The organism is Aquisediminimonas profunda, from assembly GCF_019443285.1.
GTDB lineage: Bacteria > Pseudomonadota > Alphaproteobacteria > Sphingomonadales > Sphingomonadaceae > Aquisediminimonas > Aquisediminimonas profunda.
Genome location: NZ_CP080327.1, coordinates 1986207 through 2000146 on the forward strand (window position 1 = coordinate 1986207; position 13940 = coordinate 2000146).

The 13940-nt window shown below is 57.7% G+C and carries 13 protein-coding genes; 8 read left to right on the forward strand and 5 right to left on the reverse strand.

The genetic code is table 11. The features are described 5' to 3' along the window. Nucleotides 1–90 precede the first annotated feature (90 nt). Nucleotides 91–1182, reverse strand: coding sequence for a tRNA epoxyqueuosine(34) reductase QueG (queG, locus tag K0O24_RS09910; protein WP_219892579.1), 1092 nt, complete (start codon nt 1180–1182; stop codon nt 91–93). A 42-nt stretch (nt 1183–1224) separates the two neighbouring features. On the opposite strand from queG, the gene K0O24_RS09915 reads away from it, so the two are divergent. From K0O24_RS09915 to K0O24_RS09930, 4 genes are all read left to right on the forward strand, one after another. Continuing rightward, nucleotides 1225–2157 carry an ABC transporter ATP-binding protein gene (locus tag K0O24_RS09915; RefSeq protein WP_219892580.1) on the forward strand — a complete coding sequence of 311 codons (933 nt, stop codon included), beginning with the start codon at nt 1225–1227 and terminating at the stop codon, nt 2155–2157. Continuing rightward, nucleotides 2154–3383, forward strand: a complete 1230-nt coding sequence (locus tag K0O24_RS09920) for an ABC transporter permease (protein ID WP_219892581.1) — start codon at nt 2154–2156, stop codon at nt 3381–3383. The genes K0O24_RS09915 and K0O24_RS09920 overlap by 4 nt, the downstream gene beginning before the upstream one ends. An 85-nt stretch (nt 3384–3468) precedes the next feature. Then, the gene (locus tag K0O24_RS09925) at nt 3469–4713 is read left to right on the forward strand and encodes a cytochrome P450 (RefSeq protein ID WP_219892582.1); all 1245 of its coding nucleotides are present in this window, start codon (nt 3469–3471) and stop codon (nt 4711–4713) included. Nucleotides 4714–4752: 39 nt separating this feature from the next. Continuing rightward, complete coding sequence (locus tag K0O24_RS09930; RefSeq protein WP_219892583.1) at nt 4753–5862, forward strand: ATP phosphoribosyltransferase regulatory subunit; 1110 nt, start codon at nt 4753–4755, stop codon at nt 5860–5862. Here the strand turns inward: K0O24_RS09930 and K0O24_RS09935 are convergent. Beyond that, the gene (locus tag K0O24_RS09935) at nt 5857–6858 is read right to left on the reverse strand and encodes an alpha/beta hydrolase (protein ID WP_219892584.1); all 1002 of its coding nucleotides are present in this window, start codon (nt 6856–6858) and stop codon (nt 5857–5859) included. The two genes, K0O24_RS09930 and K0O24_RS09935, sit on opposite strands and share 6 nt — an antisense overlap. 93 nt (nt 6859–6951) lie before the next feature. Between K0O24_RS09935 and K0O24_RS09940 the strand changes: the two genes are divergently transcribed. Further along, a complete protein-coding gene (locus K0O24_RS09940) occupies nt 6952–8238 on the forward strand; it encodes an adenylosuccinate synthase (RefSeq protein WP_219892585.1) in 1287 nt (428 codons plus the stop codon). 27 nt (nt 8239–8265) lie between these two features. Here the strand turns inward: K0O24_RS09940 and K0O24_RS09945 are convergent, their stop codons facing one another. Then, nucleotides 8266–8901 (reverse strand): EF-hand domain-containing protein, encoded by a 636-nt coding sequence (locus K0O24_RS09945; protein WP_219892586.1) that lies wholly within the window; start codon nt 8899–8901, stop codon nt 8266–8268. A 153-nt stretch (nt 8902–9054) separates the two neighbouring features. Here K0O24_RS09945 and K0O24_RS09950 point away from each other — a divergent pair, with 153 nt between their 5' ends. From K0O24_RS09950 to K0O24_RS09960, 3 genes are read left to right on the forward strand one after another with little or no spacing between them, the layout of a single operon-like run. Then, on the forward strand, nt 9055–10275 hold the full coding sequence (locus tag K0O24_RS09950; protein WP_219892587.1) for an argininosuccinate synthase: 1221 nt from the start codon (nt 9055–9057) through the stop codon (nt 10273–10275). A 2-nt stretch (nt 10276–10277) separates the two neighbouring features. Next, entirely contained in the window at nt 10278–11825 is a 1548-nt protein-coding gene (locus K0O24_RS09955; RefSeq protein ID WP_219892588.1) for a hypothetical protein, read from the forward strand. Between the two features lie 16 nt (nt 11826–11841). After that, nucleotides 11842–12873 (forward strand): glycosyltransferase family 2 protein, encoded by a 1032-nt coding sequence (locus tag K0O24_RS09960; RefSeq protein WP_219892589.1) that lies wholly within the window; start codon nt 11842–11844, stop codon nt 12871–12873. Here K0O24_RS09960 and K0O24_RS09965 read toward each other — a convergent pair. Together K0O24_RS09965 and K0O24_RS09970 are read right to left on the reverse strand one after the other, a co-directional pair. Next, nucleotides 12810–13535, reverse strand: a complete 726-nt coding sequence (locus K0O24_RS09965) for a class I SAM-dependent methyltransferase (protein WP_219892590.1) — start codon at nt 13533–13535, stop codon at nt 12810–12812. The two genes, K0O24_RS09960 and K0O24_RS09965, sit on opposite strands and share 64 nt — an antisense overlap. After that, the gene (locus K0O24_RS09970) at nt 13535–13939 is read right to left on the reverse strand and encodes a GtrA family protein (RefSeq protein WP_219892591.1); all 405 of its coding nucleotides are present in this window, start codon (nt 13937–13939) and stop codon (nt 13535–13537) included. The genes K0O24_RS09965 and K0O24_RS09970 overlap by 1 nt, the downstream gene beginning before the upstream one ends. Nucleotide 13940 lies beyond the last annotated feature (1 nt).

A 13940-nucleotide genomic window follows, 5' to 3' on the forward strand; every position in this document is an offset into this window, starting at 1 on the left:
CGGCAGCATTTACCGCCACATCGAAACATCATTTTTGACGTCCGCCATGACGCCTCTCCGAGAAGATAGATAGCATATTGAAACGGAATTTCAAGACGGCGATGCGATTGGGACGCTTGCTGCGGTATTTGGCTGGTGATCGCCTTTTAGCAAAGCCTCCAGAGCCCATTGTGCCGCTTCGGCAACTATTGGGGAGGCATCTTTAAGGAGCGCTTGCAGCTGTTTGGTTAGGGCCTTGTCTTCACTATTCCCCGCCGCGATTGCGGCGTTCCTGACCATCCGGTCTCGACCGATGCGCTTGATCGGAGAGCCCGAGAAGACTTCCCGAAACGTTCGATCATCCAGCGCAAGCAGGTCGGCGAGGGCAGGAGCTACCAGTTCGGCGCGGGGAGCGAAGGCGAGATTGGCGGCGGCGCTCTGTGCGAACTTGTTCCAGGGGCAGGCGGCCAGGCAATCGTCGCAGCCATAGATTCGGTTGCCGATTGCGCGGCGGAATTCGTTCGGAATTGGGCCCTTATGCTCAATCGTCAGGTAGGAAATGCAGCGCCGGGCGTCGAGCGTATAGGGCTTGGGGAAGGCGTTAGTCGGGCATGCCGTCTGGCAGGCCGTGCAACTTCCACACTGATCGCCATGCGGCGCGTCCGGTTCCAGTTCCAGCGTAGTGAAGATTGAGCCGAGGAAAAGCCAGCTTCCATGATCTGAACTCACCATGTTGCTGTGCTTGCCTTGCCAGCCAAGGCCTGCGGCGCTTGCCAGCGGCTTTTCCATGACGGGGGCGGTATCGACAAAGACCTTCACCTCTGCGCCCGTCTCCGCAACAAGCCATCGAGCTAGCGCCTTCAGTGCCTTCTTGACGATGTCATGATAGTCCTTGCCCTGCGCATAGACAGAAATCCGTCCTCGTGCCCTTGAGCTTGCAAGTGCCAGCGGGTCCGTGGCCGGTGCATAGCTCATCCCGAGGGCAATGATGCTTCGCGCCCCTGGCCAGAGCGCTCGCGGGCTGGCGCGCTGGTCCGCACGCGCGGCCATCCAGTCCATCTCTCCCGCAGCACCGCTTTCAAGCCATTGCGACAGTGCTGCTGAGTAATCAGCGTCAGCCTTCGCCACGCCAAAGGCGACGAAGCCCAGCCGTTCGGCTTCTGCCCTTAACGCGATCTTCAGTGACTTCTTGTCAGGAAACATGTGCACACGCTACCACGCGAGCAGCATTTGTGGAGGTTCGAATTGTCGTTGGCTGATGATCGTCCTGTTTGGGCGTCGGGACTGGTCAAGAGTTTCGGCAAGTTCGAAGCCGTAAAAGGCGTAAGCCTGAGTGTGCCCAAGGGCGCAATCTACGGCGTGTTGGGGCCAAATGGGGCCGGCAAGACGACAACGCTCAGGATGCTGCTCGGAATCATCGATCCGGACAAGGGCGAACGGCGCATCCTTGGGGAATCCAGCCCGCGCAATGTGAGCCAGCGTGTCGGCTATCTGCCCGAAGAACGAGGTCTCTATCCCTCGATGAAGGCGCGCGAAGCAATTGCCTTCATGGGGGCGCTGCGGGGCCTTGATTGGGCCGAGGGACGCAAGCGAGCAGATGCAGCGCTCGAAGCGGCAGGCCTTGGACATGCGGCACATGGCAAGATCAGGAAACTTTCAAAAGGGATGGCACAGCTGGTTCAATTGCTCGGCTCTCTCATCCACAAGCCCGACCTCATCGTTCTTGATGAACCATTTTCCGGTCTCGACCCGGTAAACCAGGAATTGCTCGAACGGCTTATCCTTGCTGAGCGGGATCGCGGCGCGACGATCCTGTTTTCGACCCATGTCATGGGGCATGCCCAGCGCATCTGTGATCGCATTTCGATCATAGCAGGGGGCAAGGTCCGCTTTGAAGGCACCGTGGACGAGGCTCGGACCATGCTACCGATGAAAGCGCAATATGTGCCCTGCTCGGGCGAAGACAAGGTTGGCGCGCTGCTGCCCGCCGACGCCGAGCGAATTGGCAATGCGTGGCGCTTTACGGTCCCGGAAGGAGGTGCGGAGCGCCTGGTGACCGAATTGGTCAAGGCTGGGCATGGTATTGCCGGACTTTCGATCGAGCGGCCTGGACTGCACGATGCCTTTGTACGGATCGTCGGCGCGTTGAAAGCCGAAGAGGCGGAGGCCGTCGCATGAAGCATCTGCTCAGCAACGCCCTCATCATTGCCCGCCGCGATTTCATGGCGGTTGTCGCAACGCCCACGTTCCTGCTGTTCCTGCTTGCGCCATTCCTCATGCTTGGTGTGAGCATCGCCAGCGGTATCGGTGGCGCCTATCTGGCGAAGGGGCAGCACGATTCGCGCCAGATGATCGTCATTGCTTCGTCAGCAGACACAAAGCGCCTGACGCTGGAAGACGATGTGCTGAGATCCCGGCTTTATGGCCGTGAAGGAGGCCCTCCGGCTGTGCATTTTGTCCCACCCCTGGCCGATCCAGAGGTTCAGCAAGCCCGTTTGCTGGCCGACAAGACGGTGGACGCGACGGCCGTGATGCGCGGACCGCTTGAACGCCCTGTGATTGCCTATGTGGCCGGTGAAGCAGACGATGGCCGATATCTCGCGCTTCTTGCGGAAGAGGCGTTGCGGAACGCGGAGCTTGGAAGGCCGGCTGGTGCCCAGTTCAGTGTGCCTCAAATGAGGGCAGTCCAGAAAACCGTGCCGACGCGTTCCCGCCAGCAAAGCACGGGCAGCGGCACAGTCGTGATCATGTTCATGTTGACGATCATGCTGGCCAGCCAGGCAGTTGGAACGCTGGCGGAGGAGAAATCGAACAAGGTCATCGAGATCCTCGCGGCGTCGGTTCCGCTCGAGGCTGTGTTCTTTGGCAAGCTGATGGGCCTGTTCGGAATAGCGCTGGTTTTCGTTGCATTCTGGGGCGGCCTCGCGGCGTTGGGTATAGGAATTCTGCCCGCGAGCGCGGGGCTTGGGAGCTTTGCGCCTGTGATCGGAACACCCATCTTCATTGCACTTGCGGGCTGTTATTTCGCAATGGCATTCATGCTTTTGGGCGCCATTTTCCTGGGCGTCGGGGCGCAGGCTTCCACCATGCGCGAAATCCAGATGCTCTCGCTGCCGATCACCTTATTCCAGCTCATCATGTTTGGCGTGTCTATGGCAGCAGCTGGAAATCCTGCCAGCAGCGTTGCCCGATTCGCTGAGGTTTTTCCTTTCAGCTCACCCTTTGCCATGGCTGCTCGCGGGGCGACGGACGCGACACTGTGGCCCCATATACTGGCTCTTGCCTGGCAAACGCTGTGGGTGGGCATTACCATTGCGCTTGGTGCCCATTTTTTCCGCTATGGTGTGCTCAAATCGGGTGTCGGACCATTCAAGGCGCTGGGCCTCATATTGACGAGGCGGTAGCTCTGCGGGATGAATTCCCATTGACATGGATGTAAATAGTGGCAAAGTGCAACCGATTCCGAAAAGGAATGAGAGGAGCATTCTGATGGCAACGGCATACAAGCTTGAGAGCAACGAAGTCGATCCGCTCGATGTCAGCCGGGCCGAACTTTATACCGAACACAAATGGCAGGAGCCGTTTCGTCGCTTGCGCGCGGAGGCCCCCGTTTATTGGTGTGCGAACAGCGAATTCGGGCCATATTGGTCTGTCTCCTCCTACAAGGCGATCCAGCATGTAGAAGCGCTGCCGGACATTTATTCCTCTTCCTGGGAATATGGCGGCATCACGATTGCGGATCGTGACCAATTCGAGGATCCCAAGATTGAAATGCCGATGTTCATTGCGATGGATCGGCCAAAACACACTGAGCAGCGCCGCGTTGTATCGCCAGCCTTCACGCCGAGCGAAATGGTGCGCATGAGCGATGAAATTCGTCAGCGCACCGCAGAAACACTGGATGGGCTCCCTTGGGATCAGCCCTTCGATTGGGTGGACCGAGTTTCAATTGAACTGACGACAGGGATGCTTGCCGTCTTGTTCGATTTTCCTTGGGCAGACCGTCGCAAACTGACCGAATGGTCTGATTGGGCGGGCGACATCGAAATTGTGAAAGACCCGGCAAAACGCGACCAGAGACTTGAAAAGCTCTATGAAATGGGCGGGTATTTCAAGAAGTTATGGGACGAACGTGTGGACAAGGAGCCGACACCTGATCTGATTTCGATGATGATTCACTCCGAAGCCATGAAAGACATGAGCATGGGTGAATTCATGGGAAATCTTGTCCTGTTGATTGTGGGCGGAAACGACACAACCCGCAACACCATGTCGGGGCTGGCCTATTCGCTCAACAAATTCCCGGAGCAGCGCGCAATGTTGGAGGCTGATCCCTCTCTCATTCCCAATGCGGTCAGCGAAATCATTCGCTGGCAGACCCCGCTCGCGCACATGCGCCGGACCGCTCTTTCCGACACGGAACTGGAAGGCCAAACGATCAAGGCCGGCCAGAAAATCATTATGTGGTATATTTCGGCAAACCGGGACGAGAGCATTTTCCCTGATGCTGACAAGCTTGACATCAAGCGGGAAAATGCGCGCCGCCATCTTTCTTTCGGCTACGGCATCCACCGCTGCGTCGGTGCGCGGCTTGCAGAGTTGCAAATCACGATCCTTCTCGAGGAAATGGCCAAGCGGCGTATGCGCGTCAATGTGCTCGAAGAACCCGTTCGTGTCGCGCAGAGCTTCGTGAACGGTTATCGCAAGATGATGGTCCAGCTCGAAAAATACTGATCTGGCCAATTGGACGCGGGCAGGCTAACAGCCCGCGCCATGATCAACGGATTGCTGCCAGAAGGATTGCGTGACCGCCTGCCACCCGAGGCAGAGGCGGCGGCTTCGATATTGCGCGCTGTGCTCGATTGCGTGGCCTCGCATGGCTACGGCCGTGTCGCCCCTCCGCTCGTGGAGTTCGAAGAGGAACTGGTTGGGCGGCTGAAGTCGGCGCGTTCGAAAGATCTTTTGCGCTTCGTCGATCCCGTGTCGCAGCAGACACTGGCATTTCGACCAGACATCACCGCACAAGTCGGTCGTATTGCGACCACGCGTCTGGCTGGTGCAGCACGGCCGCTGCGGATCAGCTATGGCGGCCCCGTTCTCAAGCTGAAGGCCACCCAGCTGCGCCCCGAGCGGGAACTTATCCAGGCGGGCGCTGAACTTGTCGGCTCCGATTCTGTCGCAGCTGTCGTTGAAGTGATCAGTATCGCGATCGAAGCGCTCCAGGCGTGCGGGGTAAAGTCGATCACCCTCGATCTGACCTTGCCCGACCTGGTCGACATCCTCGCGGCTGGTCCATTGCCGATCGATTCGGGAAAACTCGAGCCTGTAAAGGCTGCTCTGGATGCCAAGGATGTCGGGAGCCTATCTTTAGCCGGAGGCTCAGCATTCCTGCCGCTTGTGAGTGCGGCTGGTCCCGTTGATTCCGCGATTGCGACATTGCGGGCCATGGGTCTTGGGCCGGATCTTGAGAAGCGACTAACCGCGCTCGAAACCATTGCTGCGGCAGTCGGAGACGGTGTCCGCGTGACACTCGATCCAACCGAACGGCATGGCTTCGAATATCAGAGCTGGATCGGCTTTTCACTCTTCGCCGAGGGGCTTGCGGGAGAAGCCGGGCGTGGCGGAAGCTATACAATCCTGCACGCTGACGGTCGGGAAGAAGCAGCTGTCGGCTTTTCGCTCTTCCTCGATCCACTTGTTGACGCAGGGCTCATGCAAGCGAAAGCGCGACGGGTCTTCATTCCGCTTGGATCATCGCCTGAGATCGCGGCAGACCTTCGCCGTCAGGGTTGGGTGACCGTGGCTGCCATTTGTCCAATGTGTGATGCTGTCGCCCTGGATTGCACGCATCGCTTGGAATCCGGCGAGCCGCGCGCCCTATAGGACCTTTTCGATGAACGCATCGACGAGGCGGGTGGCAGCATCGCCATTCACCCCCAGGTCGCGGTTCAGCTTCATATGGCTTGTGTCGCTCACAGGAGTCGCGCTGACGACACTTCCGGCCCGTTTGAGTGCGTCGGCCAAGGCAATGGACTGACTTCCCGAGTCTGCGCGAGCTTCATCGAAAAGAATCAACCAGTTTGCAACGTTTGGCGTTGCGGCATGCGTCAGTGGCGATAGCCGTTCTTGCGTGTCCCTGTCGGTTGTAAAGGCATCACGATACATCTTGCCGAGCATCGGGCCGGCATGCGCCATCTGACGGGGTACGTCATAACCTGCGCCGTCGAGCAAGATTGTGCCGCGAATGGCCGCCATAGGGACACCGGCTGACTCCAGATATCGGGAATCGGTGGAAACAAGCGCGGCGAGATGAGCACCTGCGCTGTGGCCCATCAGGAAAATCTTGTCGGGATCAAAACCAAGCTTGTCTGCTTTGGCCCGCAGGGCGGCAAGCGCAGCTGCAATATCGGCTGCCTGGCCGCCTGGATCGGTTTCGGGAACCAGGCGGTAGTTCAGCGAGGCAAAGGCATAGCCTTCAGAATTGAAATGACTGGCCTTGTTCCGGGTACCCATTGTCTTGTCGCCGATCGACCAGCCTCCGCCGTGAATGAAAACGACCAGGGCCGGATGTCCGCCCAATGATGCCGGATAGAAATCGAACGCCTGCTTGTCGGCGCTGCCATAGGCATAGGTGGAACCGCCGGACTCAGCGATGGCCTGCGGTTGTCTTTCGTGTCGCATCTCGAGCAACGATTGGAGACAGGGCTTCGACAGGGATTGATACTTCTCCTGCAAGCATGTGCGGATTGCACTGCGATCACGCGTCATGCCGCAAAGTTTGGCAATTTCAATGCGGCATGCTGGTTCGAGCTGGGCGGGCAGTCGCGCAGACAGGAAAATGCTCGCACCTAGAATGCTCGCAACGAGAAGTTTTTTCATGATCGACACCTTGTTTGACGCATACGGGTGGACCTTGGGTCCAATAGCCAATACGGGCATCCGCGCGAATCCCTTCGGAACTGGAGCAGAAAAGTGGCAAATGTCACCGTCATTGGCGCGCAATGGGGCGATGAAGGCAAGGGCAAGATCGTCGATTGGCTTGCCGAGCGGGCCGATGTGGTCGTGCGTTTTCAGGGCGGCCACAATGCCGGGCACACCCTTGTTGTTGGCAACCAGACATACAAGCTCTCGCTGCTACCGTCCGGGATCGTGCGCGGGACACTGTCGGTCATCGGCAACGGCGTTGTTCTCGATCCCTGGCACTTCCGCGACGAAGTGGCGAAGCTGGCCGGGCAGGGCGTCACAATCACGCCTGACAACCTCCACATCGCGGAAAACTGTCCGCTGATCCTGCCGTTTCACCGGGATCTTGACGGTCTTCGCGAAGACGCGAGCGAATTCAAGATCGGCACGACGCGCCGCGGCATTGGCCCGGCCTATGAAGACAAGGTTGGCAGGCGGGCAATTCGCGTCTGTGATCTCGCCCATCTCGATGATCTCGACCCGCAGATCGATCGACTCTGCGCGCATCATGATGCGCTTCGCGCGGGGTTCGATCAGCCTCCTATCGATCGCGTGCGCCTGAAGAATGACCTCGCCGAGATCGCGCCCCACATTCTGCCGTACGCGAAGCCCGTCTGGCATTCGCTTGGCGAAGCGCGCCGCGCGGGCAAGCGCATCCTGTTCGAAGGCGCGCAGGGCATGCTGCTTGACGTCGATCACGGCACATATCCGTTTGTCACCTCCTCCAACACTGTGGCCGGAACGGCATCCAGCGGTTCTGGTCTCGGGCCCGGTGGCGTCGGGTTCGTGCTTGGCATTGTCAAAGCCTACACGACGCGGGTCGGCTCTGGTCCGTTCCCGACTGAGCAAGACAATGAGATTGGCGAGTTCCTTGGCACTCGCGGCCATGAATTCGGGGTCGTGACAGGACGTAAGCGGCGTTGCGGCTGGTTCGATGCCGTGCTTGTGCGTCAGTCCGCCGCCGTCAGCGGCATCACCGGCATTGCACTGACCAAGCTCGACATTCTCGACGGGCTCGAAGAGATCAAGATCTGCGTGGGATATACGCTCGACGGCAGGCACTATGATTACCTGCCTCCTCATGCTGCCGATCAGGCGCGGGTCGAGCCGATCTACGAATCCGTCGAGGGCTGGAGCGAGACGACGGCAGGCGCGAGAAGCTGGGCACAGCTTCCGGCGCAGGCAATCAAATATATTCGTCGGATCGAGGAATTGATCCAGTGTCCGGTGACTCTGGTTTCGACGTCACCGCAACGCGACGATACAATTCTGGTCCGCGATCCCTTCGAGGATTGAAAGGATCACGGACCTGCGGTTGTCCTGTCAGCCGTGTTTGGAATGCCACTCTGCGCGCATCTTTTCATGCGCCGCCTTGCGTTCCTCGGGCGAAATCTTGCCATCCTTGTTGGTATCGACCTTGTCGAAATGGGCCAAGGGCTTTGCCAGAGCCTCGGCAAGGGACACGCGGCCATCCTTGTTTGCATCGGCGCGTTCAAACATGTCACCGCCATGCCGCATCCTCATCATGTCATCATGACCGCCCATCATGGCCATCCCGCCGCCATGCATCATCATTGGCGGCGGCGGAGCAGGTGGCGCGTTGGGCGCATTGGGTGCAGGTGGTGGTGCTGGCATATCCCCATGCATGGCCATCATCTTTGACTCAGCGTCAAATTCTGCGCGACTGATGGATCCGTCGCCATTTGTGTCCATCATCTTGAAATGGCGGTCACGCATGTCCGCCATCATCTTTTCGCGTGCAGCATCGGCTTCAGCCTTGTCGATATAACCGTCACCGTTGGTATCAACCTTTGCAAAATGTTCCTTGACCATTGTCTCAACACTGCTTCGGGTCATCGACCCGGACATGTGTTCGTGCATTTCGTGTGCACCCTCGGCCAGTGCCGGGATGCCAATCGCCGCGCCAAAGACGGTCGCCAGCAACATCATTCGTGTCATATGTGCGCTCCTTGTGTCATCCCTCTTCACACGATGGGGCAGCCATCCTTTCTGCGAGCTGAATGATTTCATCAACCTGCGCGAACTGTTGATCTGCGCCCGCCGATGGCCTAGGCGCACAGCCGCTAAACAGCCTTTCAGATTTGGGATGCCATGACCGAAAAGATCAATCGCGTTGTCCTCGCCTATTCGGGTGGCCTTGATACGAGCGTCATTCTCAAATGGCTGCAGCAGACTTATCAATGCGAGGTTGTGACCTTCACAGCTGACCTTGGACAGGGCGAAGAGATTGAGCCGGCGCGGCAAAAGGCGCGGCTGTCGGGCGTGAAGGAAGAGCATATCTTCATCGAAGATCTGCGCGAGGAGTTCACACGCGACTTCGTTTTCCCGATGATGCGTGCAAATGCCCTTTATGAAGGACTATACCTGCTTGGAACGTCGATCGCCCGGCCGCTGATTGCCAAGCGCCAGATCGAGATCGCCAAGTTGGTCGGCGCCGATGCTGTCAGCCATGGCGCGACTGGCAAGGGCAATGACCAGGTCCGGTTTGAACTTGGGTATTATGGCTTGAACCCGGACATCAAGGTGATTGCACCGTGGCGGGAATGGGAGCTGACGAGCCGCACGGCTCTGATCGAATTTGCCGAAAAGCACCAGATTCCGGTGCCGAAGGACAAGCGCGGCGAGAGCCCATTCTCGACGGACGCAAACCTTCTCCACACATCGTCCGAGGGCAAGGTGCTCGAAGATCCGTGGGAGGAGGTGCCCGACTATGTCTATTCGCGTACGAACAACCCGGAAGATGCGCCGGATACGCCCGAAATCATCACGGTCGATTTCGAACGCGGCGATGCCGTGGCGATCAATGGTGAAGGTTTGTCCCCTGCAACCCTGCTCGCCAAGCTCAATGACTATGGCCGGACTCACGGGATCGGGCGGCTCGACCTCGTTGAAAATCGCTTTGTCGGCATGAAATCTCGCGGGATGTATGAAACACCCGGCGGCACGATCCTCCATATGGCTCACCGTGGCATCGAGCAAATTACGCTTGATCGCGGTGCAGGCCACCTCAAGGATGAACTTGCGCCGCGATACGCAGAACTGATCTACAATGGCTTCTGGTTTTCCCCGGAGCGCGAGATGCTTCAGGCGGCGATCGATCATTCTCAGACAAGGGTTTCGGGCACTGTCAGGCTAAAGCTCTACAAGGGCAGCGTGAACGTGATCGGGCGAAAGTCTCCCAATTCGCTCTATTCTGAAAAGATCGTCACCTTTGAAGACGATGCAGGCGCCTATGACCAGCGCGATGCTGCCGGATTCATAAAGCTCAATGCGTTGCGACTGCGCTTGCTTGGTCGGCGGGGACAAGGCTGATTATGCCAGAGGAGAGGACGCACTGGTGGGAAACGCGAGTCTATCTTGCGGCGCTAGTTGTACTCTCGATAGTTCCACTTCTAAAGCCAGACGTAGCGCCGCTGACCGATTTGCCTGCGCATATGGGCCATTACAGGGTCGAGCTTGAAATCGGCTCGGACGCAGTACTTCGCCAGTTCTACAGCTTCAACTGGCAGCTAATCGGGAACCTCGGGGTCGACCTTCTGGTTATCCCGCTTTCAAAGCTGTTCGGCCTCGAGCTTGCAGTCAAGATAATCATTTGTGCGATCCCGGCACTTACTGCGGCAAGCTTCCTGTTGGTCGCGAAAGAAGTGCATGGCCGTCTGCCTCCGACCGCCGCACTTGCACTTCCGCTGGCATATGGATTTCCGTTCCAGTTCGGTTTTGTCAATTTCGCGCTTTCGATGGCGTTCGGGTTTTTGGGATTCTGGCTGTGGCTGAAGATGGGCAATATGCACAAGCAGCGCTTGCGCGGCATTGTTTTTGTGCCGTTATCGATGCTGATCTGGGTCACCCACACCTACGGCTGGGGCGCGCTGAGTCTGGTTGCATTCGCGTCCGAGTTTATCAGGCATCTCGACAAGGGATACCGGTGGCATCAGAGTTTGCTACGAGCCGGAATTGCCTGCCTTCCACTTGTGCCGCCCATATTCCTGATGCTCGGCTGGCGCTCGGGTCAGGTTGGCGGCCAGACGGCTGACATGTTCAACTGGTCCGCGAAATATCAGTATTTCTTGGTGACGCTGCGGGATAGATGGGGGTCCTTCGATATTGGGTCTCTTTTCCTGCTCCTCGGAGTCATTGTCTGGGCGCTGCGCAAGCCCAGAACAGCTTTTTCACCCGTGCTGGGTTATTCGGCGCTGTTCCTGCTTTTGGCTTACCTGCTCATGCCAAGGATCGTCTTTGGCTCCGCATATGCCGATATGAGGCTGACACCCTTCATGCTGGCGATAGCTCTTATCGCTCTTCGACCGCCAATGGACCTTGATCGTCGTCGTGTTGGTTTGATTGCGCTTGCCTCGTTTGGGTTCTTCTTCGTCCGTACGACCGCAACAACGGCCAGCTTCTGGCTTTATGACAGAGACTTTGACCGGCAATTGGCGGCGATTGAACATATTCCAGTCCACGCGCGGCTCGTCTCATTCGTCGGCCAGAATCTCTGTGCCCAGCCTTGGGCCCAGAGCAGGATGGAGCACTTGCCTTCTCTGGCTTTGGTCAGAAAAAGGGCCTTTGCCAACGATCAATGGCAAATGCCGGGAGCGCAGTTGCTGCGCGTTCGTTATTCTGCCGGAGCACCGTTCAATGCGGATCCGATGCAGATCGTTACTCCCAACAAGTGCCAGGGAGAATATTGGCTTCGACTTGACGACGCGCTGCGGAGGTTTCCTCGCGAGGCATACGACTATGTATGGTTGATCAACGCGCCGAATTACGATCGCGCTCTGATGAAAGGCTATGAACCAATATGGCAGGACGGATCATCCGTACTTTATCGGAAAGCTGGTGCCGTGGGAGCGGTTCATTCGTGAGGGCGGGAGTTTATCGATGCGTTTGAATCGGCTTTCGATCGTCATACCGTGCTACAATGAGGAAGCATGCCTCGAGCAACTGCACAGCCGCGTGGCTGCTGCCGCCAAGCTTGCTGTTGGAAACGCCTATGAGATTGTTCTTATAAATGATGGATCCAGGGATCGCAGCTGGAGCGTGATGCAGGCGCTGGCTGAAAGAGACCCTCATGTTCTTGCGATCAATCTTTCACGCAATCATGGCCACCAGCTCGCGCTTACGGCCGGGTTGGACTTGTGCTCGGGCGAAGCCATATTGATCATCGATGCCGATCTCCAGGACCCGCCGGAATTGCTTTCGGATATGATGGGCGTGATGACGGCTGAAAACGCTGACGTCGTCTATGCAGTTCGCCGCAGACGGGAAGGCGAGACACTTTTCAAGAAGACGACTGCTGCGATCTTTTACCGGATCCTGGCAAGTGTTACGGACACGATGATTCCCGTTGATACCGGAGACTTCCGGTTGATGAGCCGCCGTGCGCTTGATGCCTTGCTCGCACTTCCCGAACAGGCGCGTTTCGTGCGCGGCATGGTTGCCTGGATCGGATTCAAGCAGGTGCCTTTCAGCTATGACCGAGCGGAGCGACTTGTTGGCGAAACCAAATATCCCCTGGGGAAAATGGTTCGTTTCGCCTTGGATGCTGTGACGGGTTTTTCCACGGCCCCACTGCGCTTTGCAACGCATATGGGATTGGGGTTGGCCGCCGCTTCGCTGCTCCTTCTCTTTTATGTGGGCTATGGTTGGCTTTCGGGTCGGGCCATTGAGGGCTGGACGTCATTGATGCTGGTCGTTGTCGTTCTGGGTTCTGTGCAGATGTTCGTACTTGGAATGATCGGCGAATATCTCGGCCGCCTGTACATGGAAGCAAAGCGCCGCCCCCTCTACATCGTATCCGACATCGCAGGCGAGGCTGGCGGCCAACGTCGGCTAGGCCATGTTGCCGCTCAGGCGGAGACGATGGCGAGCAGTGACACACCCGGCGGCATCGGTACACGCCCGATCAAGTGACGTTCGAACCCAAAAAGGGCACGAAACAGTGCATTCAAGGGAGCTGGCGGCATAGCATCGTCGCTATCATCTTTTCGCCTAAGTTTACCCCACATGCGGGCGGATACAGCCAGAGGAAATAGGATGCTATTAAACCAGTCGAGCCGATGAAGGGTTAAGCCCGCCTCCGCAACGGCTGCGCGCAAGGTCGATTTGGTGTAACGGCGGTGGTGGTGGTTCACTATGTCGTGCGCGCTCCATAGCCAGGGGAAAGCGGGCACCGTTATCAGAATCTTCCCGCCAGGTTTCAGGCAAGCAGCCATGCCCCGCAGGGCTTCCCGATCCTTATTTATATGCTCGAGTACATCAAGAATGGCGATCAGATCATATCGTCCATGCTCAACACCCTCTAGTTCGGGTAGAGGCGAGGACCATACAGCACGCCCCAATCTTTCGGCGGCAATCTGCCGCACGTCGTCATCGACTTCTATCGCGTCGACCTGTCCAAACCGGCCCAGCATCTCGAGATTATGGCCCGTTCCGCAGCCGATTTCGAGAATACGGGAGTCGGCGGGGAGGTTGATCTCCCGCCCGATGATCTCTGCAAGTATGTCGCGCCTCGCGACGTACCACCAATGGCGATTGTCATGATCTGCCATGCGGTCATAGACGATCCGATCCATTAGCCGAACACCCAGCGACGATTTAGCGAGAAGGTGAGGATTGGTGTAACAAGGCAAACCGGAATGACCGGCCACCAAGACGGTCCACCCAGAAAAGATGTCAGAAACCATACGAAAAACTGATTTGCAACAAAACCAATCGTATTGACCGTGAAGAAACGCGCTGTGCGGACAGGTGCACGATCACGTGCTCCGTAGCCTCGGAAGCTAAATCGTGAGTGGAGCAGGTATCCGATACCAGTGAATGTCAGATAGACGAGCGTCATCGATGTCATGGGTGCGACATGAAGAAATTCCGTAACGGCCCAGTAGCCAGCCGCCACCGAGACTGTAAGGAAGCCTCCGGTGAGGACGAACCGGAAAATCTGGCCGATCAAGATGCTGCGTTCGTTCACTTCGCTCATT